This window comes from Bacteroides sp. L10-4, assembly GCF_013373675.1.
Lineage (GTDB): Bacteria > Bacteroidota > Bacteroidia > Bacteroidales > Bacteroidaceae > Bacteroides > Bacteroides muris.
In genome coordinates this window covers 1-22,382 of sequence record NZ_JABXJH010000044.1, presented here as the reverse complement: position 1 = coordinate 22,382, position 22,382 = coordinate 1, and the positions used below count along the sequence as shown (strand labels likewise).

The window sequence follows — 22,382 nt, the reverse complement described above, 5'->3', positions numbered from 1 at the left end:
GTGATAAAGTGATATCACCTATCACATTACCGCTCTACCACCTTGATATATAGTATTATTAACGTTAGCACACTAAGAGAATTATGCAGAAATACGGTTTAATAGGCTATCCGCTGAGACATTCGTTTTCCATCGGATATTTCAATGAAAAGTTCAAATCGGAGAATATCGACGCTGAATATGTAAACTTTGAGATACCCAGTATCAATGACTTTATGGAAGTCATTGAGGAAAATCCCAACCTCTGCGGACTTAATGTGACCATCCCGTACAAGGAGCAGGTCATTCCCTTTCTTGACGAACTGGACAAAGACACCGCAAAGATCGGTGCAGTGAACGTCATCAAAATCATCCGCCTGCCGAGGGGAAAAGTAAAGCTTGTCGGCTACAACTCGGATATCATAGGATTTACACAGTCTATTGAGCCTTTGCTGCAACCCCATCACAAGAAGGCGCTGATTCTGGGCACAGGCGGTGCATCCAAAGCCGTCTATCGCGGACTGGCCAACCTAGGCATCGAAAGCGTATTCGTATCGCGCACGAAAAAGGAATCCTCTTACCTCACTTATGACGAACTGACACCGGAAATCATGCAGGAATATACAGTCATCGTAAACTGTACGCCTGTAGGCATGTATCCCAAAGTAGATTTCTGCCCCGACATCCCTTATGAACAACTGACCCCAAACCATTTGCTCTACGATTTGTTATATAATCCAAACGAAACACTCTTCATGAAGAAAGGCCAGGCACAAGGAGCCGTCACTAAAAACGGACTGGAGATGTTGCTGCTGCAAGCCTTTGCTGCATGGGAAATTTGGAATAGATAATGAAGAAAACCATCAAATATTCAATTCTCGGTCTGGCTGCCCTCTGCACCTTGCTGTTGTGCGGAGGGTACTATATGCTAGGATATGCCCTGAAGCCCGAAGAACTGGTGACACGAAGCCGCGACATCGCCTCATCCTACGAACTCATGTACGAACACTATCCCGAACTGCAACCGTGGATGGACAGCCTGATGACCGTAGGAGCACTGAAGGACTTCTACATCGAGAACGACCGTGGAGAGACACTACATGCGCTCTATGTTGCAGCCGCCCTCCCCACCGACAAAACGGCAGTCATCGTACATGGATATACGGACAATGCCGTACGCATGCTGATGATAGGCTATTTGTACAGCAAGGAGATGGGTTTCAACATCCTGCTTCCCGACCTTTACGGACACGGAATGAGCGAAGGAACCCATGTACAGATGGGCTGGAAAGACCGACTTGACGTGTTGCAATGGACTGAAACCGCCGATGAGCTTTTCGGGCGCAGCCATGCAGACAGCATATCATCCCGCAGTACAAAGATGGTAGTACACGGCATCTCCATGGGAGCCGCCACCACCATGATGGTATCCGGCGAAGTAGAACATGGCCAATACCAACAGCCTTTCATCAAGTGTTTTGTGGAAGACTGCGGCTATACAAGCGTATGGGACGAGTTTCGCGGAGAATTGAAAGAACAGTTCGGACTGCCTCCTTTCCCCCTACTGCATACAGCAAGCTGGCTCTCTCGGCAGGAGTACGGATGGGACTTCCGTGAAGCTTCTGCCTTGGAGCAAGTAAAGAAATGCACTTTGCCCATGCTCTTCATCCACGGTGATGCCGACACCTTTGTGCCGACGTGGATGGTTTATCCCCTCTACGAAGCCAAGCCTGAACCCAAAGAATTATGGATTGTACCCGGTGCCACGCATGCCATGTCTTACAAGGATTATCCGCAGGAATACACCGAGCATGTAAAGAAATTCGTAGGGAAATACATTCATTGATGTGATTTTGCCTATCTTGGCCACAACAAATATTAGTAGTATGAAACGATTTATTTCCATAGCATTCTTCTTGTGCCTGGTTGTATCCTTGCAGGCACAAGAAGTCTACACCACTAAGAACATCCCTAAAGTACACCTTCAGGACAAGACACGTTATGCCTGCAACCCTGCCGGTATCCTGTCTGCAGAGGCATGTGACGACATAGACCGCATGCTCTACGCACTGGAACAGCAGACGGGCATCGAAACGGTAGTTGCCGTTGTCCCGTCCATCGGACAAGAAGATTGTTTCGACTTTTCACACCGGCTGCTCAATGAATGGGGAGTGGGCAAGAAAAAGAAAAACAACGGTTTGGTCATTCTGTTGGTAACCGACCAACGCTGCATCCAGTTTTACACAGGATACGGTCTGGAAGGAGACTTGCCCGATGCCATCTGCAAACGCATACAAACCAAGTACATGATTCCCTATCTGAAAGACAGTAATTGGGATGCCGGAATGGTAGCGGGCGTAAAGGCTGTCTGCGCACGTCTTGACGGCAGTATGGAAAATGACACGGAAGAGGAGGAAGACCTCTCTACGGGAGGTATTCTGTTGGGGATTTTAGGTATCTTTGGAGTAGCACTGATAACAGGTTTCCTTGCCCAACGTGCAGCCAACAAATGCCCCAACTGCGGACAACATAAATTGCAGAGAAGCGGAAGCGTACTCATCTCACGCCGCAATGGAGTGAAAACCGAAGACGTGACCTACACCTGCCGCAATTGCGGACACAAAGTAGTGCGCCGCCAGCAGTCATACGATGAGAATTACCGGGGAGGCGGAGGCAGCGGTCCGGTCATTTTTGGTGGAGGAGATCTCTTCGGAGGCGGAGGCTTCAGCGGTGGCAGCTTCGGAGGTGGTATGGGCGGTGGCGGTGGAGCCGGTTCCAGATTCTAAAACCTCATCCTCTCTCCCGCAGAGAGGAGAAAAGGAATGAAAAAAAAATTTCATAGAATATAATTAAATGATTAATAACCGCACTTTCCTCCTCCCCTCTCTACGGAAGAGAGGGCGGGGGCGAGGCTTAAAAATGAAAAGTATGAAGAAATCAACCATTATCATTATTGCAGTTTTAGCACTCCTTGCCATTTGGGCAGTAACGGGTTACAACGGACTTGTAGCAATGGAAGAAAATGTCAACGGACAATGGTCGAACGTGGAAACTCAATACCAACGCCGTGCCGACCTGATTCCCAACCTTGTAAATACAGTAAAAGGGTACGCTTCTCACGAACGGGAAACCTTGGAAGGTGTGATAGAGGCCCGCAGCAAGGCCACCCGAATCACAGTGAATGCCGAGGACCTGACGCCCGAAAAGCTGGCCGAGTATCAAAAGGCGCAAGGTGCCGTGACTTCTGCCCTCGGCAAACTGCTTGCCATCACGGAGAACTATCCCGAGCTGAAGGCCAACCAGAATTTCCTGGAACTGCAAGCCCAACTGGAAGGTACCGAAAACCGCATCAACGTGGCACGTACCAACTTCAACAACACGACGAAGGAATTCAATACCAGCATCCGCCGCTTCCCCAAGAATATCCTTGCCGGACTGTTCGGCTTTGAGAAACGCGCTTACTTTGAAGCTGCCGAAGGTGCGGAACAGGCACCGAAAGTAGAGTTCTAAGAATGGACGCAAAAGCATGAATTGAATAATACAGCCTGCATCACATATTCATAAGCAACTGTATATCAATATAAATAATCTAATAAAAGCTAAAAAGGTATGCCCGTATAACCGGACGTACCTTTTATTTTATACATTTGCTCCCGTTATCCATTCCTTTTAACCCGATACAAACAATGAAACATGCGTTGAAATACATCTTCACCCTCCTTATACTGTCCGGCTTGTATGCCTGCAACGGTGACGTTTTTGTGGACGAAGTCAAACTCCCCCTCACCGAAGCCACGCTCAGCGGCGACGGCGACACGCTGACTCTCCGATTCAATACTCCAGAGTGGTCGCTGATTAATGCCTATAAAGGCGAAGAGATTTACGGGCTTTACGGACAATTCTATACACTGGACGGCACGGACATGGGTATCACCAAGTGCCATTTGGAAGACAAAGGAAAAATCGTAGTAAAAGACCTCGGCCAAGAGTTAATCCTTGTCCGCCCCAACGACAGGGAACTGCAAGTGTACATCGGCGACAACCCCACCGGCAATCCTTTTCTTTTCTCCGTGTTGATAGGCAATAAGAACCATTACGGCAAGGAACAAGAGATACGCTTCACCCAATCTCCGGGCAGCGGTTACGTGATAGACCGGATAGAATACAACCTCATCCCCGAATCCGTGGGTACTGAAATTTTTGAAGACAATTATCTGCTATGCCTCAACAGCTCCGGCGAACCGGAAGTGCGCACCTACAACCTGAACGAATGGATGCGCCGTCACATATACCTCTCCTGCGCCACCTCCACACACTTTGCACAAACAGATGACGGTCTGCCCTCCATCGAGCTCCCATCTGCCGACATCTCGCAGGGACTGAAACCCGGCAACGACCGTATAGAGTACTTCCAAAACGGAAACGCACTTGTCGAAATGAGTGTGCAGCCGCCCTTCATGAAGACCATGACCCTGCAACCGGGTATCACAGAAATCAGACGCATAGCCGAATATCAGGTTTATTCCGCCGACTACACCCTCTATCTGCGCAATGCCAAAACAGGAAAGCCCCATACCGTGCAAGGTACCTTGCGCAGCAAAACTCCGACAAGAACAATTGGTTTCTATCTAAATCATCAGGAGAATGATAAGTGACCCCAAGAACAAAATACAATATACAAGTAAGAAAACAAGCCTATACATTCATGAAAACCATCCATAAACTACTGACGGCCCTGCTCCTTGCAGGACAATCTGTCAACGGGCTATGGGCGCAGGGCGATGCGATGCCCGCACATACAGACACCGTGCCTCATCCCCTGCACCGTCCCATCCACAAAATCTCACTGGACATACGCCCCGCCTACCTGACTCCTACCAACAGCTTCTTCAAAGGTGACAATGCAAACCAACAACGGATGAACAAGTTCTTGTCGGGGCATCTGAAATACGGTTTGCAGTTCAACCCCGAATCGCCTTTGGGAATGATGTATCCACACACCACACAGGGCATCGGTTTGGCGGTCAATACGCTATTCAATGACACGGAAATAGGAACACCGGTGGCAATCTATGCCTTTCAGACTTCGCGCATCGCAAGCCTATCGTCCCGGTTGTCGCTGGACTATGAGTGGAACTTCGGCGCATCGTTCGGCTGGAAGAGGTATGACGAGGAGACGAATCCGTACAATACAGTGACAAGTTCCAAGATAAATGCCTACATCAACCTGGGCTTCTTCCTGAACTGGCAGCTTTCTCCCTGCTGGAACTTCACGGCAGGGGTGGAAGGAACCCACTTCTCGAACGGAAACTCCCACTATCCCAATTCAGGAGTCAACACGATAGGAGCACGGATAGGCATCACACGGAACTTCGGCGATGCACGGACACTGATGCCGGCACAAGCCGCCCGTCCTCCTCAGGGAAGGACATTTGTCCCGCATATCAGTTACGACTTAGTGGTGTACGGAGCCACGAAAATACGCGGTTGGGTAGAAGAGTACAACAGTGTGCTGGTGCCGGGTTCATTCGGTGTAGCGGGCATCAACTTCAACCCGATGTATAATTTCCACCGGGTATTGCGGGCAGGCATATCGATAGACGCTCAATATGACGAAAGCGCCAACCTACGCGACCATCAGGCGGGAACGAACGAGAAGGGTGACCTCAAGTTCTACCGCCCACCATTCAAGGAGCAATTCAATGCGGGACTGTCGGCACGCATCGAGTTCGTGATGCCGGTGTTCTCCATCAACCTTGGCGTAGGTTACCACTTCCTGCACAAGGGCAATGACACCAAAGGATGCTACCAAGTACTGGCACTGAAAACGTCACTAACGAGGAACCTCTACCTCCATATAGGCTATCAGTTGCAGAATTTCCACGACCCGAACCACTTGATGCTGGGATTGGGATGGAGATTCAACAACCGGAGAACCGGAATGTTCTAAGCAGATTACTTTTCTCGCACAAAGCCAAGGTTGTAACCGAAATAATCACTACTTTTGCGCATTCAATTGAACTAACTTATTATCTCATGAGCAATCAACGATACATGATGCGAGGCGTCAGCGCATCCAAGGAAGATGTGCACAACGCCATAAAGAATATCGACAAAGGTATCTTCCCGCAGGCTTTCTGCAAAATTATTCCCGACATTTTGGGCGGCGACCCGGAATATTGCAACATCATGCACGCCGACGGTGCAGGCACCAAGTCCAGTCTTGCCTACATGTACTGGAAGGAAACCGGTGACCTCAGTGTATGGAAAGGCATCGCACAGGATGCACTTATCATGAACATAGACGACCTGCTTTGTGTGGGTGCCGTGGACAACATTCTGGTATCTTCCACCATCGGGCGCAACAAACTGCTCATTCCCGGTGAAGTAATCTCCGCCATCATCAACGGTACGGACGAACTGCTTGCCGAGCTCCGTGAAATGGGCGTAGGCGTTTATGCCACCGGAGGCGAGACTGCCGATGTGGGCGACCTTGTACGCACCATTATCGTAGACTCTACGGTGACTTGCCGCATGAAGCGCAGCGATGTCATTGACAATGCCAACATCCGCCCGGGAGACGTGATTGTAGGTCTGGCTTCCTACGGACAGGCCACCTACGAAAAAGAATACAACGGCGGTATGGGCAGCAATGGTCTGACCAGCGCACGCCACGACGTGTTCGCCAAATATCTGGCAGAGAATTATCCCGAAAGCTACGACAAGGCAGTGCCCGAAGAACTGGTTTACAGCGGCAAGCTGAAACTGACGGACAGCGTCGAAGGCAGTCCGATAGATGCAGGAAAGCTGGTACTCTCTCCTACCCGTACGTATGCACCGGTAGTAAAGAAGCTGCTCGACGCACTCCGTCCCGAGATTCACGGTATGGTCCACTGCTCAGGCGGCGCACAGACCAAGGTGCTGCACTTTGTAGGTGACAACTGCCGCGTCATCAAAGACAATCTCTTCCCCGTTCCACCGTTGTTCAAGACCATCAAGGAACAGAGCGATACGGACTGGAGCGAAATGTACAAGGTGTTCAACATGGGCCACCGTCTGGAAGTGTACCTCTCTCCCGAACATGCGGAAGAGGTGATTGCCATCTCGAAGAGTTTCAATATCGACGCACAGATTGTAGGCCGCATCGAGGAAAGTGACAAGAAAGAATTGATTATCAAGAGCGAGTTCGGAGAGTTCAGATACTAAACATGAAGGTAGCAAAGCAAGACTCCGGCAAAGGATGTCTATTCCTATTAGCAGGCATCTCATTATGTTGTCTGGGCATTTGCATCGGAATGTGGCTTGACTGTCCATATCTCAAAAACCTCGGCATCATGATGGGAGGTTTTGCAGGCTCTTTTGTGGGAAGCAACTACATCAACATCAAAAAGAAGAAAACACCTGCATGGTAATGGGTGGTTTTCTTCATTTTAATATTAATAATAACGGCTCTACTTACCCTATTTTTAGAATCAAATGGCAGAAAATAACACCATACTTGAGAAACTGGAAGGACTCGTAGCCCGCTTCGAGGAGGTATCGACTCTGATTACCGACCCGGCAGTGATTGCCGACCAGAAGCGCTACGTGAAGCTCACCAAAGAGTACAAGGAACTGGGCGACCTGATGAACGCCCGCAAAGAGTACATGCAAGTGTTGAGCGGCATCGAAGAAGCCAAAGAAATCATTGCCAACGAGACAGATCAGGAGATGCGCGAAATGGCACGCGAAGAGCTGGATGCCTGCCAGACCCGCCAACCGGAACTGGAAGAACAGATAAAGCTGCTCCTCGTTCCCGCCGACCCGCAGGACGGACGCAACGCCATTCTGGAGATACGCGGCGGTACGGGCGGCGACGAAGCCGCCATCTTTGCAGGCGACCTCTTCCGCATGTACACCAAATTCTGTGAAGCCAAAGGCTGGAAGCTGGAAATATCCAGCGCCAACGAAGGTGCAGCCGGCGGTTTCAAGGAAATAGTATGCTCCGTGACGGGCGACAACGTATACGGCACGCTGAAATATGAATCGGGCGTACACCGCGTGCAGCGTGTGCCTGCCACCGAAACACAAGGACGCGTACACACCTCTGCCGCCTCCGTAGCCGTGCTTCCCGAAGCCGAAGAGTTTGATGTAGTCATCAACGAAGGCGAAATCAAGTGGGACACCTTCCGAAGCGGCGGTGCAGGCGGTCAGAACGTGAACAAGGTGGAATCCGGCGTGCGTCTGCGCTACAACTGGAAGAACCCCAACACGGGCGTAGTCGAAGAAATCCTCATCGAGTGTACCGAGACGCGCGACCAGCCCAAGAACAAGGAACGCGCCCTCTCGCGCCTGCGTACCTTCATCTACGACAAGGAACACCAGAAGTACATCGACGACATTGCCAGCAAACGCAAGACAATGGTCAGCACCGGCGACCGCTCTGCCAAGATACGTACCTACAATTATCCGCAAGGACGTATCACAGACCATCGCATCAACTACACCATTTATAATCTCTCCGCTTTTATGGATGGAGACATCCAGGACTGCATCGACCACCTCATCGTAGCGGAAAATGCAGAAAGACTGAAGGAAAGCGAATTGTGACAAGGTGGCAAAGTGATAAAGTGACAAGGTTATAGAGTGACGAGATGATAGTTCATTAACCAAGCAATCCCAATCATTAAATCGTAAATATAAAGATGAACAAACAAGAATTATTTGAAAACATAAAGCGCAAGAAATCATTTCTTTGCGTAGGCCTTGATACCGACATCAAGAAAATCCCCGAACATCTGCTGAAAGAAGAAGATCCTATCTTCGCTTTCAACAAAGCTATCATCGACGCAACGGCCGACCTCTGCATCGCCTACAAGCCCAACCTTGCTTTTTACGAAAGCATGGGCGTGAAAGGCTGGATAGCTTTCGAGAAGACCGTGAACTACATCAAGCAGAACTATCCCGACCAATTCATCATCGCCGACGCCAAACGCGGAGACATCGGAAACACCTCTGCCATGTATGCACGCACGTTCTTCGAAGAGCTGGATATAGATTCCGTAACCGTTGCCCCCTATATGGGCGAAGACAGCGTTACGCCGTTCCTCACCTATGAGGGCAAATGGGTAATTCTGCTTGCACTGACCAGCAACAAAGGCTCGCACGACTTCCAACTGACGGAAGACCCGCAAGGCGAACGCCTCTTCGAGAAGGTGCTCCGCAAATCACAGGAGTGGGCTAGCGACGAACAGATGATGTATGTGGTAGGCGCCACCCAGGGCCGTGCCTTCGAGGATATCCGCAAGATTGTGCCCGAACACTTCCTGCTTGTCCCCGGCGTAGGTGCCCAAGGCGGTTCGCTGGAAGAAGTCTGCAAGTATGGCATGACGAAGACTTGCGGACTGATTGTCAACTCCAGCCGCGGCATCATCTATGTGGACAAGACGGAAAATTTCGCTGCTGCCAGTCGCAAGGCTGCCCAAGAAGTGCAGGCACAGATGGAAGAACAATTGAAAGCAATCTTGTAAGAATATGCCATGATACTCCTGCAAGACATACCACAATATTATGCATACTGCTTTGCGGGCAAAGACCTTTGCCCCAAAGCAGCCACCTGCCTGCGAGCCATTGCAGCGCAAACCCTCGCGGAAAGCGAGGAAGAAGGGAAGAATATACTGTACTGCATAAATCCCGTTTATGTGCAGCGTCTTTCGCCTGCCGACAGTTGCCGGTATTACCGCAACAATAAACCCGTGCGCTATGCCAAGGGTATGACCCAGCTCTTCGAAGACCTCCCCTTAAAGCAATCACGCGTGGTCCGCCTACGAGTAATGCAATGCTTTTCGTGCGAAAGCTATTTCTACCAAAGCCGCAAAGGAGAGCGGCTCATTACTCCTGACGAACAAGAAGCCATTCGCCGTGTATTCCGTGCGTCAGGCGTGACAAGCGAACCTAAGTTCGATGACTTTCAGTACAGTTTGGCGTGGGAAGGATAGATATAACTATTCTATCAATCAGCATCTTACGGATTTATTTATTTTTATCTCCAACAAAGTGACACTTTATTCCCAATAAAGCGCCACTTCAACAGCAATAAAGCATTACTTTAACAGCAATAAAGCATTACTTTAACAACAATAAAGCGCCACTTCAACAGCAATAAAGTGGCGCTCTGGCAGAGATAAGACAAAACTCGATTGTCACTGAAGCAACAGCATACGGAAAAGAAGACACAGACAAGACAGTTCTCATCCACCAGTTGATGAGCAGCGTCTGTCTTACTGCATGAAATTAGCAATCAGGAAACTGCAAGCGTCCTCAAGTTCCGAAAGTTCTTCTTTGCGAGACAGACGGATGCCGCACCGGTCGCAGAAATCTTTCAAGAGCGATTCCGTTCTGCCATCCTCCACCTCAATCATATCCGGTTTGTTGTCCAAGCGGCACAAGTTATCGACAAGTTCAACAAGCATCTGCCGAGGCGCCTCTTCTCCATCCTCCATACAGAAGACGGGGAACAGCCCATCTTCTCCGGCATCCAGGCAAAGCAATACAGACGGCAGGAAAGGTATTCCATCTGCTGATTCATCCACGGGTGCAGGCATGTGGATGAGCTTCATCTGCAATGTGCCGGAAGTACGGAGTTTCTTCACCCTTCTTATAAGTATATCATTGGTAAACTCCGGTGCCGGCCATTCGTCGGGCAGGAGAGCAGGAAGCTCTATCATCCCCCAGTCGTAAGTCCCCTCAGCGTTGGGAACAAGGTAAGGCACCGGTTTTCCTCCCTCCATCGTAGGGTAATCTCCTTTTTCGTCAAAGCCCAGTTCAGTCAGACTCCGGCACGCCAACTCTCCCGCAACGGCAATCGCCGCACGGAGTGCTTCGACAATATCGGCGGCATCTTTCTCGCAAGTAATGCCCAAGGGCACTTTGAAAGGCAGATGCCGGGTAAAGTCAGGCCACCCTTTGGGACGGCGCACCTTCAGCCCATGGGCATTGACATAGTCGCGGATTATCTTCTTCGTCTTATTCTGCACGGCAGATGCCTGTATGAAGTCACAATTGATGCAGTCAAAAGTCGCTGCCATCTCAAGCATATCCACTTCAGAAAGCCGCATACTGCCGAAACCGAGACTCTTCAAATAAGAAGCGAACCCTTTCTGTCCCCTATAGAAGCCCAAGGCTAAATGTTCGCCTCCATTCCCCATCACGCAACAATAACCTGTCTCTCCATCAGAAAGGCGGAATGCAAACACATCACTGTCCGTCAATATATTCCACAGTTCCGTATCGCGGTATTGAAATGCCACCGCAAGCATATCATCTGTCAATATCATACTACATCTATTTTTATCAGATGCAAAGCTACGACTTATTTCGAACAAACATGCTTCCTTATCTATTTAATTATAAAAAACTGTCATCCATAGCGAAGCAAAGCACCTACTTTTCCAAAACAAGTTTGTTATCTATCAAACCCAAGACGGGAAGACTTCTATTGATGTGAAATTGGAGCAGGACACGGTGTGGCTTACACAGGCGCAAATGAGCGAATTGTTTCAGATTTCATCTTCGACAGCGAAGAACATGTACAACAAGGCAGATGACAGTATTGACATCCTCTACAACGACGGCAGCACCAAGAATATTGCCGAAGCATCGGACATGCTCAACATTTCTCTTCTGTCTAAGAAAGTAAAAAAGTACGACTTATGTTACCAACGTTTGCATAGATAAGTATAAAATATTCACCTTAGAATAAGGAAATATAAAAAAAAAGTCCGTTATTTGCGTTTTGAAACCATCTAACAAGAATAAGACATGGAGTTCTCTGCTAAACAAATTGCAACATTTATCCAAGGAGAAATTGTTGGAGACGAGAATGCTACCGTTCATACCTTTGCGAAAATCGAAGAGGGAATACCGGGAGCCATATCCTTCCTATCCAACCCCAAATACACCCCCTATATATACGAAACCCAATCAAGCATTATTCTGGTAAACAAGGACTTTGTTCCGGAACAAGAAGTAAAAGCTACCTTGATTAAAGTGGACAATGCGTATGAAAGTCTTGCCAAATTGCTGAATCTTTATGAGCAAAGTAAGCCAAAGCGGGTGGGAATTGACTCTCTAGCCTTTGTTGCCGAGACAGCTAGAATAGGCAAGGATGTTTACATTGCGCCTTTTGCTTGTATTGGCGAATATGCAGAAGTGGGAGACAATACGGTCATTCATCCTCACGTCACGATTGGCAACGGTGCCAAAGTGGGCAATGACTGTATTATTTACGCTAACTCAACCATCTATCACGATTGCCGGGTAGGAAATCACTGCATCCTGCACTCCGGTTGCGTTATCGGTGCAGATGGTTTCGGCTTCGCCCCCACTTCCGAGGGTTATGAAAAAATCCCGCAAATAGGTATAACCATCTTGGAAGACCATGTGGAAATCGGTGCCAACACGTGTGTGGACCGCGCTACTATGGGAGCTACCATCGTACATAGCGGCGTGAAACTGGATAATTTAATCCAGGTGGCACACAATGATGAAATAGGCTCCCACACCGTAATGGCTGCGCAAGTAGGTGTAGCAGGTTCTACCAAGATAGGAGAATGGTGCATGTTCGGCGGGCAAGTAGGCATTGCAGGCCATATCCATATAGGCAATAAAGTGAACCTTGGCGCACAGTCCGGTGTTCCCAGTAGCCTAAAGGACGGTAGCCAGCTTATCGGCACCCCTCCTATGGAGCTGAAACAATATTTCAAGGCATCCATCGCACAAAGAAGTTTGCCGGAAATGCAAGTGGAACTGCGCCAGCTCCGCAAAGAATTGAATGAACTTAAACAACAATTAAATAAGTAACCAATGTTAAAACAAAAGACTCTAAAAGATAGCTTTTCGCTCAGCGGAAAAGGTCTTCATACGGGACTTGACCTAACCGTTACTTTCAATCCTGCTCCGGATAATCATGGATACAAAATCCAACGTGTCGACCTAGAAGGACAACCTACCTTCGATGCCGTTGCAGACAATGTAATCGAAACTACCCGTGGTACCGTACTCTCCAAAAACGGAGTAAAGGTGAGCACAGTGGAGCATGGTATGGCAGCCCTCTATGCATTGGGAATCGACAACTGCCTGATACAGGTAAACGGACCGGAATTTCCCATTCTGGACGGAAGCGCCCAATATTATGTCAACGAAATAGAGCGCGTAGGCACTGTAGAACAAAATGCCGTAAAAGATTTCTATATCATCAAGTCCAAAATTGAATTCCGTGACGAAACCACCGGCTCTTCCATCATCGTGTTGCCGGACGAGAACTTCAGCTTGAATGTACTGGTATCGTACGACTCCAACATCCTCCCCAACCAGTTTGCAACATTGGAGGACATGACAAAATTCAAGGATGAAATCGCAGCAAGCCGTACTTTCGTGTTTGTGCGCGAAATTGAGCCATTGCTGCAGGCCGGTCTTATCAAGGGCGGCGACCTTGACAATGCGATTGTTATTTACGAGCGCGAAATGTCTCAGGAGAACTATGACAAACTGGCCGATGTGATGGGAGTTCCTCACATGGACGCCAAACAATTGGGATATATCAACCACAAACCTTTGGTGTGGCCCAATGAATGCGCCCGTCACAAGTTGCTCGATGTCATCGGCGACCTGGCTTTGATAGGCAAGCCCATCAAGGGCCGCATCATCGCTACCCGCCCGGGACACACTATCAACAACAAGTTCGCCCGCCAGATGCGCAAGGAAATCCGCCTGCACGAAATCCAGGCTCCTGCCTACGACTGCAACCGCGAACCGATTATGGATGTAAACCGCATCCGCGAACTTCTGCCTCACCGTTACCCGATGCAATTGGTGGACAAAGTAATAGAAATAGGTGCCAACTACATTGTAGGTATCAAGAACGCAACTTCCAACGAGCCTTTCTTCCAGGGACACTTCCCGCAGGAACCCGTAATGCCCGGTGTGTTGCAGATAGAGGCAATGGCGCAGACGGGAGGTCTGCTTGTACTGAATTCGGTGGATGAACCGGAACGCTACTCTACCTACTTCATGAAGATTGACGGTGTGAAGTTCCGCCAAAAAGTGGTACCGGGAGATACGCTCATCTTCCGTGTAGAGCTGATGGCTCCCATACGCCGCGGCATTTCTACCATGAAAGGTTATGTGTTCGTAGGCGAGAAAGTGGTCTGCGAAGCGGAGTTTATGGCACAAATAGTTAAGAACAAATAAATAGATTTACGATTAGACGATTTACGTTTTACGATTCATATTACCCATAAGAATTATCACTTTCAGGTAAAATCGTATATACTGTAAATCGCAAATAACCTCAATCGTAAATTGCTAAATCGTAAATAATATGATAAGTCCCTTAGCGTATATTCATCCCGAAGCCAAAATCGGGGAGAACGTAGAGATTGCTCCTTTTGTTTTCATTGACAAGAATGTGGTAATCGGTGATAACAACAAGATTATGGCAAACGCCAACATTCTGTACGGTGCACGCATCGGCAATGGAAACACCATTTTCCCGGGAGCCGTTATCGGTGCCATTCCCCAGGATTTAAAATTCAGAGGGGAAGAAAGCACTGCTGAAATCGGAGACAACAATATCATACGTGAAAACGTAACTATCAACCGCGGCACAGCTGCCAAAGGCAGAACCATCGTCGGCAACAACAACCTCCTGATGGAAAGCGTACACGTGGCCCACGATGCCCTGATAGGCAACGGCTGTATCATTGGCAACTCTACAAAAATGGCGGGTGAAATTGTCATCGACGATTATTCCATCATCAGTGCCAATGTACTGATGCACCAATTCTGCCATGTAGGCGGTTACGGTATGATACAAGGCGGTTGCCGTTTCAGCAAGGACATCCCACCGTACATCATTGCCGGACGCGAGCCTATCTGCTATGCGGGAATCAATGTGGTAGGGTTACGCCGCCGTGGATTCTCCAACGAGACCATCGAGAAAATCCACGATGCCTATCGCATCATCTATCAAGGCGGTCTGAACAATACGGATGCCTTGAAGAAAATCGAGGATGAAATGGAAATGACACCGGAAATAAGTTATATCGTAAACTTTATACGTGAATCAGCCCGCGGCATTATCCCCGCAGGGAAATAAAAAGACGTATGATTTACACAAAATCAGAAGTCAGAAATCATAAATTATAATTCATCATGATCTACAGATTTACAATCATCTCTGACGAAGTGGACGATTTTATCAGAGAAATACAGATAGACCCGGAAGCTACCTTTTATGACTTCCATGAAGCAATCCTAAAGTCGGCCGGCTACGCCAACGACCAGATGACCTCTTTCTTCATTTGCGATGATGACTGGGAGAAAGAAAAGGAAATTACGCTGGAAGAAATGGACGACAATCCGGAAATGGACAGTTGGGTAATGAAAGAGACCCAACTGAGTGAACTGGTTGAAGACGAGAAACAGAAACTTCTCTATGTATTCGATTATATGACTGAACGTTGCTTCTTCATCGAGCTTTCTGAAATCATTACCGGAAAAGAAATGAAAGGCGCCAAATGCACCAAGAAGGCGGGTGAAGCTCCCAAGCAGACCGTTGACTTTGAAGAGATGGCAGCTGCCGGCGGTTCTCTTGATTTAGACGAAAACTTTTACGGCGACCAGGACTTCGATATGGAAGATTTCGACAAAGAGGGCTTCGGCGGTTTGGACGAAGCAGGAAACTCTTTTGAAGAAGAGAAATATTAAACAGACATACCATACAGATTTCTTTTAAGCGCGGATTACACGGAAACGCACGGCTATTATTGAATATTCCCCGTGTAATCCGCGTAATCCGCGCTTAACGTTTTTATCCGCATGCACACTTTAATTGTACTTATCGGTCCCACCGGAGTAGGCAAAACAGAGCTAAGCCTCCGATTGGCAGAACATTTCCATACTTGTATCGTCTCAGCCGATTCGAGACAACTCTACGCAGATATAAAGATAGGCACAGCTGCCCCTACACCGGAGCAACTGAAACGGGTACAGCACTACTTCGTCGGCACCCTGAAGCTGACAGACTATTACAGTGCCGCCCAATACGAAGCGGAAGTGATGAGGCTGCTGGAAAGCTTGTTTACAAAGCATGACACCGTACTGCTGACCGGAGGCTCAATGATGTATGTAGATGCAGTCTGTAAAGGAATTGACGACATTCCGACCGTAGATGCCGATACACGCCGGCTCATGCTGCACAAATACGAAACAGAAGGTCTGGAAAGACTTTGTGCGGAACTTAAGCTGCTGGACCCGGAATATTACAAAATAGTAGATTTGAAAAATCCCAAACGTGTAGTCCATGCGTTGGAAATCTGCTACATGACGGGAAAGACCTACACTTCCTTCCGCACCCGGCAAAAGAAGGAACGTCCCTTCCGTATTATCAAAATAGGATTAATGCGTGACCGGGAAGAGCTTTATGAACGCATCAACTGCCGGGTAGACCAAATGGTGGAAGACGGCTTGGTGGAAGAAGCGCGCACGGTCTATCCGTATAAAAGTCTAAATTCCCTGAATACAGTAGGCTACAAAGAAATATTCAAGTATCTGGACGGCGAATGGACATTACCCTTTGCCATCGAAAAGATAAAGCAGAACTCACGCATCTATTCCCGTAAGCAAATGACCTGGTTCAAACGGGACGAGGAAATCCGCTGGTTCCACCCGGAGCAGGAAACGGAAATACTGAAAATCCTCTGAAATCCTTATCCCCTATTCATCAAGAAAGAATTATTCGCTGACAAGTTCCTGCAACTTATCCTGCATATACCGAAGTTTCGCAGTTCCAGTACCTTGTTCTATATGGCGGATAATGCCTTTCTTATCCACCAGTATAGTGACCGGCATACCACTCACATGAAAGGTCTCGAAGAAAAACAAGTCATCGGCTATCTGGGTAAAGAGGAAAGGACGGCTCTCTACAATTTTCTTTATTTGTGCAGCACTGTCAAAAGTCGTAGCAAGATAGGTTACATCAGGATAGACTTCCATCCATTTGTTCAGCTCCGGCATTTCACGGATACAAGGGCCACAGCCGGTATACCAGAAGTTCAAGACCATAGGACGTCCCGCCACGTTGTCGGAACCCACACCAGGCGGCATGCCTTCGAAGAAAAGCCCGTCCACCAAATAATATTTCTTACCGGCTGTCTGGGCAGAGCAAAGCCCTGCCCCCACAGCTAGCAGAATTAAAAACAAAGAGAAAATTTTCCTTATCATAGTTGTTAGAGACTATTCATTTTTTAGCGCAATCGTAAGCTTGGATTGTGCCTTCACTTTGCCGGTAGCCATGCCAATATACGAAACAACCAATACAGCATCCTTAGAAGGTACAGAAAGGACAAAATTACCATTGACATCGGTAACGCTTCCCGTAGTGGTACCTTCTATCAGAACAGTCGCGCCGATAACAGGTTTCCCCTGCTCATCCACCACTTTGCCTTCCACTTTCATATTGCCTTTGGCAATGGTCTTTTCTACGGCTTTAGTTTTTTTAGTAGTGATGTAAATCTCACCTTTTCCATCTGCCTCTTTCTTCACCTCAATACCCTCAATATTCTCGGCAGGTATTAAATCATCGATAGTTTTAGTACCCAAGTCAACCTTTTCTCCATCAATATAGACAGTCTTTATTAAATCAAGACTGCCCTTATGCTGTACTTTAGCATTCTCTGCCACCTCATTACCCCGGCGGATAACCATACCCGGAATTCCTTGTTTCAGGGTTATCAGAATAACACCATTCTGTCCCTTTTCTCCATATAATTCCGTGGCAGATTTGTCTTTTAAAACCGTTATACGTTCTATCTTATCAGGATTCAATGCACTCATAACAGATGGCGTCACCTCTTTTCCATCCACAATATACAGTGGTTCTTTCCCATTACCTGCATACCCTTCAACTGTAATACCATTGGCAGAAGAAGTTTTTTCAAGTTTGTCGTCATCCAGCCTGAACATCACCGGAGCCGTATATTTCACCGCCACCGGCTGCCCCTTCTGTCTTCCAGGTTTCCACTTCGGCATAGTGTTTATCAAACGTAACGCCTCAGCATCCATATCCTTATCTACAGAACGGAGTACCTTGGAGTCCTTGATACTTCCATCTTTATCCACTACAAACCGGACAGTCACGCATCCCTGTATACCTTTCTCTTTGGCAGATGCCGGATAACGCATATTCGTCTTGATATAATCCATGAAAGCACTCATTCCGCTGCCGGGAAATTCCGGCATCTCCTCTACCACCTCGAAGACCGGAGTTCCCTTCAACTGCTTTCGGACTTCCGACGGTACATACTTCACATCGGCAGGTTTCGTAGTGTCACCTGCATTTTCCGCCACTTTTGTTTCTACAATTGCAGCCAAATCGTTAACTTTGACGCTTGAAATTTCCTCAACTTTATCGGAAACTTCGGGACGGGCAAAAGCTGTCACTGCAATGGCAGCCACAGGAAGTACATAAAGATACTTCAAACGTGCCCACGGACTTGATTTTTCTTTTAACATCATAGTGATACGTTTTTTAAGTTTACTGTGATTAAAGCTGTTGGCCATAGAGTAGAGCCTTGTGCCGACAGCTTTTTTTATTAATAATAGTTGATATTGTTTTGCGTCCACGCCCTCCTTTATCACCGTCTCATCGGCTTCAAACTCATGGATATTCTGCAGTTCCTGCTTCAGCAACCACGATGCCGGATTGAACCACTGGAAGAAAATGCAGACATCAGTCACCAGCAAGTCCCAGGAATGGCGGTTATGGATATGGGCAAGCTCATGGATAAGGATTTCCCGTCCATTCTCCTCCAAGTCTTTCCGTGAAATGACAATATATCCCATCCAACTGAACGGGGAGATGTCACGGTTGTGTACAATCAAAGTAACGCGCTCTTTCCTGCCCTGCAAGTAATTGCCGATGTCTTCTCTCCTACCTACTTTCAGCAACATCAGCAACCGCACCAGCGAACAGGCATTGCGGAAGGCAAAGAAAACGATTCCTGCCAGATAGACCAACAGCGCCACTTGTATCCAGGTGACCGTTGCCGCCTCAGCCGTTATTCCGGTTTCAGTGGCATTCATTGCATCTGCCATCATCAACAACTGTTCCAATGTCAGCATGGTCTGATGCACTTCAGTCTCTTGCCTTACACTTACCTCAACCCAAGGCAGCAGGCACGACAACAACAAAATGCCCAGTAAAGCGAACCGGTTGAAACGATGAAAAGTCTCACGTGCCAGCAGCAAGCGGTAAAACAGATAGAATACCGCCAGACAAACGGATGATTTGAGTATATAAACAAGAAACAGACCCATGGAGTTATTTGCTATTTGATGATTTGTAATAGTCAAGACTTGTTCTGACAGTCCATTTACTATTCGGTTTTCTCATTTCCTGATTTTGCAGTTGATACTTTCTTGCCACAGCGACTTCTTCGATAAAAGTTTGCATGGGAGTTTTTTCTGAAACAGTACTTTCCGGATGCTTGCAATCCGTAGCAAATAGTCACCAGCAACCAACAAACCAATCCGATGTTTTTCATAAGCAAGAGTTATCAAATTTTCAATTACCTCATTCCTTTCCCTTTTCCACCTCTTGTATCAACTGTTTCAGCTCTTCCAGCGATATATCCTCTTCCTTTACCAAAGACGACACCGCGCCGAGATAAGAATTATTGAAATATTTGCTGATGACATTCTTCAGTGTCCGCTTGCGGAAATCCTCCTCGCTGACCACCGCATAATACTGATACGTGTTGCCATACGTATGATGGCTCAGGAATCCCTTATCCTCCAATCCTCTCACAATGGTGGACAAAGTATTGAAATGCGGTTTCGGCTCTTCATAGAATGCCAGCATTTCCTTCACAAACAACGGCCCCTTTTCCCAGAAAAAGCCCATGATTTCTTCTTCTTTTGCAGTCAATCCTTTCATAACATTCTTTGTTTTCTGCAAAGAACTAAATTATTTAGTTCAAAAACTAATTTCCTTCGTTAAATAAAACTAAAGCTTTTAGTTTATCCGGCAAAACCCACTCTCCAACCATCTCCCGACAAGCAAAATACCTAGTAATAGTGATTGCAGTTCTCGGATAAAAGCCGTTACTTTGCATACGAATTAGAGAATTAAAAAACAATAACGCACAATGAATGAGCAACATAAATACCGCTCCACGGACAAGATGAGCGACCTCATCTGCGACAATTACTCTTTATTGATGGTAATGAGCCGTTTCGGACTGTCATTAGGATTCGGAGACAAAAGTGTGAAGGACGTCTGCGAAGCGCAAGGCGTCGATTGCCCTACATTCCTTGCCGTAGCCAACTTTATCAGCGAAGAGCAATACTCTTACAGAGGCAATGAAAGCGATTTTTCCATTCCCGCCCTTATGGATTATCTGAAGCGTGCCCACACATATTTCCTCGACTTCAACCTGCCGGCCATCCGCCGCAAACTCATCGAAGCCATCGATTGTTCCAGTACAAACGATGTAGCCTACCTTATCCTGAAGTTCTTCGATGAATATGCCAAGGAAGTACGCCGCCACATGGAATATGAAAACCAGGCCGTATTCACCTATGTAGAGCAACTGCTCCAAGGCAGGCTATCGGACGAATACGACATCGCCACTTTTGCCAGCAAACATAACCAGATAGACACCAAACTGAAGGAACTGAAGAACATCATCATCAAATACTATCCGGAAAAGGGGAACAATAACCTCCTGAATGCTGTTCTGTTCGATATATTCAACTGCGAACAAGACCTTGCCACCCACTGCCAAGTAGAAGATTATATGTTTGTTCCCGCCGTAGCACACATAGAAAGGAAGTTGAAAAATGAACCATAACACTTCATTGAAGATTGTCATTGCAGAAACCTCGGTCATCCTACGGAGTGGACTGACGGCTGTTTTAAGGCGTATTCCCAACTTGAATGCACACCCCATTGAGGTTTCTTCGCCAGAATCACTGCAGAACTACATTCACATGCAACCGGCAGACATTATCATCATCAACCCCACTTTCGGTGGCTGGTTCGACCTGCCCGCCTTCAAGGCAGAACACGGAAAATCAGGCGTCAAGTTCATTGCCATGGTATGCTCCGTCATCGACAATAACATATTGAAGGAATATGACGAGAACTTCGCCATGTGCGATGACGTAGATGTCATCACCTCCAAAATCAACCACTTGCTGCACACCGAGGAGGAAGAGGAGAAAGACGGCGAACAAGAAACCCTGAGCCAGCGCGAAAAGGAAATCATCACCTGCGTTGTGAAGGGTATGACCAACAAAGCCATCGCCGACAAGCTCTACCTCTCCATCCATACCGTCATTACCCATCGCCGCAACATTGCACGCAAATTGCAGATACATTCTCCGGCAGGGCTCACCATCTACGCTATTGTAAACAAACTGGTAGAATTGAGCGATATCAAAGACTCCCTATAAAAAATCCCGACAGATGTTTTCCATTCTGTCGGGATTCTTTTTACCATTCTCACCGTACTTGTAAGAATATGGTCTTCAGCAACTCTGCTACAAATTCATTGCATTGGCACCTAAAGCTCCCAATACGGCGGAAGCAACAGCTATCACTACCTTCAAAATCTTGTCCCAAACGTTCTTTTTCATAGTCTCAATCTTTCAAAATTAGTAAATACATCTTATCCTAACGGGTTCTCTCCCTGGTCACCGTCGGAACCGCCACCGGAATTACCACCGTCACCGGCATCATCCTTACCGTCAGTAACTGGTCCCGTCCATTTCTCAAACTCCACACCTTGAAGCAGGGCACGCGTAGTGCCAATGGCAGCCGGGCGCGTGTATTCCGGAGTAAACTGGCAGCGTAGAGCAGTCACCTGATTGGGATTCACGTCTTCAGATTGAGCCACTCCCTTACCTCGCGTACGGGCCTTCATGGTGAATGTGCCCAAACCATCCAGACGCACCGTACGACTGTTCAGCAGCTGACTCCTCATCACCGTCATCAGGTTACGGATTACATTATGTACGTCACCCGGAGTCAGGGAAGACTTCTCGGCAATCACCTCAGCCAGCTGTTGCGCATCCACGGCCCTTCCCACTTTCTTCAAACTCAGATGCCAAAGTTTGGCACCCTCTTTCGTCGCCAGAGACGACTGTCTTGCATAATAAAATAAAGGCATACTTTCTTTCTCCTTTTTACATTTTTAATTCAACATCACTACTGTCCCATTAAAATCTGAAAAATTTCTTTGAAATTATTGAAATATAGTTAGTTACATGGATTTTTCGAGCGAACGGACTTGAAATTTTATCTTTGCGGTAGTTTTACTATGACCGCATATGTTTCAAGACAAGTTTGTATTTGCTCAGTT

24 protein-coding genes and 1 pseudogene are annotated in these 22,382 nt (G+C 47.5%); 19 read left to right on the top strand and 6 right to left on the bottom strand.

Annotated elements, in window-relative coordinates; genetic code table 11:
- The first annotated feature begins 83 nt into the window (after positions 1–83).
- The 11 genes from HU824_RS14065 to HU824_RS14015 all read left to right on the top strand — a co-directional run bounded on the left by HU824_RS14065 (position 84) and on the right by HU824_RS14015 (position 9,956).
- Positions 84–830: a shikimate dehydrogenase gene (locus tag HU824_RS14065; RefSeq protein WP_176469162.1), complete on the top strand. Its 747-nt coding sequence runs from the start codon at positions 84–86 to the stop codon at positions 828–830.
- Positions 830–1,825, top strand: a complete 996-nt coding sequence (locus HU824_RS14060) for an alpha/beta hydrolase (protein ID WP_176469161.1) — start codon at positions 830–832, stop codon at positions 1,823–1,825. Before HU824_RS14065 ends, HU824_RS14060 begins: the two co-directional genes overlap by 1 nt.
- Before the next feature lie 40 nt (positions 1,826–1,865).
- The gene (locus HU824_RS14055) at positions 1,866–2,765 is read left to right on the top strand and encodes a YgcG family protein (protein ID WP_176469160.1); all 900 of its coding nucleotides are present in this window, start codon (positions 1,866–1,868) and stop codon (positions 2,763–2,765) included.
- A gap of 142 nt (positions 2,766–2,907) precedes the next feature.
- Positions 2,908–3,489 (top strand): LemA family protein, encoded by a 582-nt coding sequence (locus HU824_RS14050; protein WP_176469159.1) that lies wholly within the window; start codon positions 2,908–2,910, stop codon positions 3,487–3,489.
- A gap of 176 nt (positions 3,490–3,665) precedes the next feature.
- Positions 3,666–4,634 carry a hypothetical protein gene (locus tag HU824_RS14045; protein WP_176469158.1) on the top strand — a complete coding sequence of 323 codons (969 nt, stop codon included), beginning with the start codon at positions 3,666–3,668 and terminating at the stop codon, positions 4,632–4,634.
- 131 nt (positions 4,635–4,765) lie between these two features.
- Positions 4,766–5,929: an acyloxyacyl hydrolase gene (locus HU824_RS14040; protein ID WP_255260525.1), complete on the top strand. Its 1,164-nt coding sequence runs from the start codon at positions 4,766–4,768 to the stop codon at positions 5,927–5,929.
- Positions 5,930–6,015: 86 nt separating this feature from the next.
- Positions 6,016–7,185: an AIR synthase-related protein gene (locus HU824_RS14035; protein WP_176469156.1), complete on the top strand. Its 1,170-nt coding sequence runs from the start codon at positions 6,016–6,018 to the stop codon at positions 7,183–7,185.
- A 2-nt stretch (positions 7,186–7,187) separates the two neighbouring features.
- On the top strand, positions 7,188–7,391 hold the full coding sequence (locus tag HU824_RS14030; protein ID WP_176469155.1) for a hypothetical protein: 204 nt from the start codon (positions 7,188–7,190) through the stop codon (positions 7,389–7,391).
- Positions 7,392–7,455: 64 nt separating this feature from the next.
- The gene (prfA, locus tag HU824_RS14025; RefSeq protein ID WP_176469154.1) at positions 7,456–8,568 is read left to right on the top strand and encodes a peptide chain release factor 1; all 1,113 of its coding nucleotides are present in this window, start codon (positions 7,456–7,458) and stop codon (positions 8,566–8,568) included.
- 95 nt (positions 8,569–8,663) lie between these two features.
- A complete protein-coding gene (gene pyrF, locus HU824_RS14020; protein WP_136010721.1) occupies positions 8,664–9,488 on the top strand; it encodes an orotidine-5'-phosphate decarboxylase in 825 nt (274 codons plus the stop codon).
- 9 nt (positions 9,489–9,497) lie between these two features.
- Positions 9,498–9,956, top strand: coding sequence for a DUF6078 family protein (locus tag HU824_RS14015; protein WP_176469153.1), 459 nt, complete (start codon positions 9,498–9,500; stop codon positions 9,954–9,956).
- Positions 9,957–10,238: 282 nt separating this feature from the next.
- On the opposite strand, the gene HU824_RS14010 is transcribed toward HU824_RS14015, so the two are convergent.
- On the bottom strand, positions 10,239–11,294 hold the full coding sequence (locus HU824_RS14010; protein WP_176469152.1) for a hypothetical protein: 1,056 nt from the start codon (positions 11,292–11,294) through the stop codon (positions 10,239–10,241).
- Positions 11,295–11,538: 244 nt separating this feature from the next.
- Between HU824_RS14010 and HU824_RS19545 the strand changes: the two are divergent.
- The 6 genes and pseudogenes from HU824_RS19545 to miaA form a co-directional block, all read left to right on the top strand.
- Positions 11,539–11,694 (top strand): annotated as a pseudogene (locus tag HU824_RS19545) (phosphohydrolase); the annotation flags it as partial.
- Positions 11,695–11,778: 84 nt separating this feature from the next.
- Positions 11,779–12,819 (top strand): UDP-3-O-(3-hydroxymyristoyl)glucosamine N-acyltransferase, encoded by a 1,041-nt coding sequence (gene lpxD / locus HU824_RS14000; RefSeq protein ID WP_136010725.1) that lies wholly within the window; start codon positions 11,779–11,781, stop codon positions 12,817–12,819.
- Between the two features lie 3 nt (positions 12,820–12,822).
- Positions 12,823–14,208, top strand: a complete 1,386-nt coding sequence (locus HU824_RS13995) for a bifunctional UDP-3-O-[3-hydroxymyristoyl] N-acetylglucosamine deacetylase/3-hydroxyacyl-ACP dehydratase (RefSeq protein ID WP_136010726.1) — start codon at positions 12,823–12,825, stop codon at positions 14,206–14,208.
- A 130-nt stretch (positions 14,209–14,338) separates the two neighbouring features.
- Positions 14,339–15,115 carry an acyl-ACP--UDP-N-acetylglucosamine O-acyltransferase gene (lpxA, locus tag HU824_RS13990; RefSeq protein ID WP_136010727.1) on the top strand — a complete coding sequence of 259 codons (777 nt, stop codon included), beginning with the start codon at positions 14,339–14,341 and terminating at the stop codon, positions 15,113–15,115.
- A gap of 56 nt (positions 15,116–15,171) precedes the next feature.
- Positions 15,172–15,726, top strand: coding sequence for a hypothetical protein (locus HU824_RS13985; protein ID WP_176469151.1), 555 nt, complete (start codon positions 15,172–15,174; stop codon positions 15,724–15,726).
- A gap of 111 nt (positions 15,727–15,837) precedes the next feature.
- Positions 15,838–16,722: a tRNA (adenosine(37)-N6)-dimethylallyltransferase MiaA gene (gene miaA / locus HU824_RS13980; protein ID WP_176469150.1), complete on the top strand. Its 885-nt coding sequence runs from the start codon at positions 15,838–15,840 to the stop codon at positions 16,720–16,722.
- Positions 16,723–16,752: 30 nt separating this feature from the next.
- Here miaA and HU824_RS13975 read toward each other — a convergent pair whose 3' ends face one another.
- The 3 genes from HU824_RS13975 to HU824_RS13965 form a co-directional block, all read right to left on the bottom strand.
- Positions 16,753–17,241, bottom strand: a complete 489-nt coding sequence (locus HU824_RS13975; protein WP_176469149.1) for a TlpA disulfide reductase family protein — start codon at positions 17,239–17,241, stop codon at positions 16,753–16,755.
- 12 nt (positions 17,242–17,253) lie between these two features.
- Entirely contained in the window at positions 17,254–19,335 is a 2,082-nt protein-coding gene (locus HU824_RS13970) for a M56 family metallopeptidase (RefSeq protein WP_176469148.1), read from the bottom strand.
- A gap of 256 nt (positions 19,336–19,591) precedes the next feature.
- Complete coding sequence (locus HU824_RS13965) at positions 19,592–19,954, bottom strand: BlaI/MecI/CopY family transcriptional regulator (protein WP_136010732.1); 363 nt, start codon at positions 19,952–19,954, stop codon at positions 19,592–19,594.
- Positions 19,955–20,165: 211 nt separating this feature from the next.
- Between HU824_RS13965 and HU824_RS13960 the strand changes: the two genes are divergently transcribed.
- Both HU824_RS13960 and HU824_RS13955 read left to right on the top strand, forming a co-directional pair.
- Positions 20,166–20,870 carry a hemerythrin domain-containing protein gene (locus HU824_RS13960; protein WP_136010733.1) on the top strand — a complete coding sequence of 235 codons (705 nt, stop codon included), beginning with the start codon at positions 20,166–20,168 and terminating at the stop codon, positions 20,868–20,870.
- The gene (locus HU824_RS13955) at positions 20,860–21,474 is read left to right on the top strand and encodes a LuxR C-terminal-related transcriptional regulator (RefSeq protein WP_176469147.1); all 615 of its coding nucleotides are present in this window, start codon (positions 20,860–20,862) and stop codon (positions 21,472–21,474) included. The genes HU824_RS13960 and HU824_RS13955 overlap by 11 nt, the downstream gene beginning before the upstream one ends.
- A gap of 87 nt (positions 21,475–21,561) precedes the next feature.
- Here the strand turns inward: HU824_RS13955 and HU824_RS13950 are convergent, their stop codons facing one another.
- Together HU824_RS13950 and HU824_RS13945 are read right to left on the bottom strand one after the other, a co-directional pair.
- Positions 21,562–21,657 carry a smalltalk protein gene (locus HU824_RS13950; protein WP_168354333.1) on the bottom strand — a complete coding sequence of 32 codons (96 nt, stop codon included), beginning with the start codon at positions 21,655–21,657 and terminating at the stop codon, positions 21,562–21,564.
- A 32-nt stretch (positions 21,658–21,689) separates the two neighbouring features.
- A complete protein-coding gene (locus HU824_RS13945) occupies positions 21,690–22,190 on the bottom strand; it encodes an HU family DNA-binding protein (protein WP_136010735.1) in 501 nt (166 codons plus the stop codon).
- Positions 22,191–22,382 lie beyond the last annotated feature (192 nt).

Bases quoted from the DNA above. Each gene is read 5' to 3' on its own strand.
- HU824_RS14065 (WP_176469162.1), top strand. From the start codon at position 84: ATGCAGAAATACGGTTTAATAGGCTATCCGCTGAGACATTCGTTTTCC.
- HU824_RS14060 (WP_176469161.1), top strand. From the start codon at position 830: ATGAAGAAAACCATCAAATATTCAATTCTCGGTCTGGCTGCCCTCTGC.
- HU824_RS14055 (WP_176469160.1), top strand. From the start codon at position 1,866: ATGAAACGATTTATTTCCATAGCATTCTTCTTGTGCCTGGTTGTATCC.
- HU824_RS14050 (WP_176469159.1), top strand. From the start codon at position 2,908: ATGAAGAAATCAACCATTATCATTATTGCAGTTTTAGCACTCCTTGCC.
- HU824_RS14045 (WP_176469158.1), top strand. From the start codon at position 3,666: ATGAAACATGCGTTGAAATACATCTTCACCCTCCTTATACTGTCCGGC.
- HU824_RS14040 (WP_255260525.1), top strand. From the start codon at position 4,766: ATGCCCGCACATACAGACACCGTGCCTCATCCCCTGCACCGTCCCATC.
- HU824_RS14035 (WP_176469156.1), top strand. From the start codon at position 6,016: ATGAGCAATCAACGATACATGATGCGAGGCGTCAGCGCATCCAAGGAA.
- HU824_RS14030 (WP_176469155.1), top strand. From the start codon at position 7,188: ATGAAGGTAGCAAAGCAAGACTCCGGCAAAGGATGTCTATTCCTATTA.
- prfA (WP_176469154.1), top strand. From the start codon at position 7,456: ATGGCAGAAAATAACACCATACTTGAGAAACTGGAAGGACTCGTAGCC.
- pyrF (WP_136010721.1), top strand. From the start codon at position 8,664: ATGAACAAACAAGAATTATTTGAAAACATAAAGCGCAAGAAATCATTT.
- HU824_RS14015 (WP_176469153.1), top strand. From the start codon at position 9,498: ATGATACTCCTGCAAGACATACCACAATATTATGCATACTGCTTTGCG.
- HU824_RS14010 (WP_176469152.1), bottom strand. From the start codon at position 11,294: ATGATATTGACAGATGATATGCTTGCGGTGGCATTTCAATACCGCGAT.
- lpxD (WP_136010725.1), top strand. From the start codon at position 11,779: ATGGAGTTCTCTGCTAAACAAATTGCAACATTTATCCAAGGAGAAATT.
- HU824_RS13995 (WP_136010726.1), top strand. From the start codon at position 12,823: ATGTTAAAACAAAAGACTCTAAAAGATAGCTTTTCGCTCAGCGGAAAA.
- lpxA (WP_136010727.1), top strand. From the start codon at position 14,339: ATGATAAGTCCCTTAGCGTATATTCATCCCGAAGCCAAAATCGGGGAG.
- HU824_RS13985 (WP_176469151.1), top strand. From the start codon at position 15,172: ATGATCTACAGATTTACAATCATCTCTGACGAAGTGGACGATTTTATC.
- miaA (WP_176469150.1), top strand. From the start codon at position 15,838: ATGCACACTTTAATTGTACTTATCGGTCCCACCGGAGTAGGCAAAACA.
- HU824_RS13975 (WP_176469149.1), bottom strand. From the start codon at position 17,241: ATGATAAGGAAAATTTTCTCTTTGTTTTTAATTCTGCTAGCTGTGGGG.
- HU824_RS13970 (WP_176469148.1), bottom strand. From the start codon at position 19,335: ATGGGTCTGTTTCTTGTTTATATACTCAAATCATCCGTTTGTCTGGCG.
- HU824_RS13965 (WP_136010732.1), bottom strand. From the start codon at position 19,954: ATGAAAGGATTGACTGCAAAAGAAGAAGAAATCATGGGCTTTTTCTGG.
- HU824_RS13960 (WP_136010733.1), top strand. From the start codon at position 20,166: ATGAATGAGCAACATAAATACCGCTCCACGGACAAGATGAGCGACCTC.
- HU824_RS13955 (WP_176469147.1), top strand. From the start codon at position 20,860: ATGAACCATAACACTTCATTGAAGATTGTCATTGCAGAAACCTCGGTC.
- HU824_RS13950 (WP_168354333.1), bottom strand. From the start codon at position 21,657: ATGAAAAAGAACGTTTGGGACAAGATTTTGAAGGTAGTGATAGCTGTT.
- HU824_RS13945 (WP_136010735.1), bottom strand. From the start codon at position 22,190: ATGCCTTTATTTTATTATGCAAGACAGTCGTCTCTGGCGACGAAAGAG.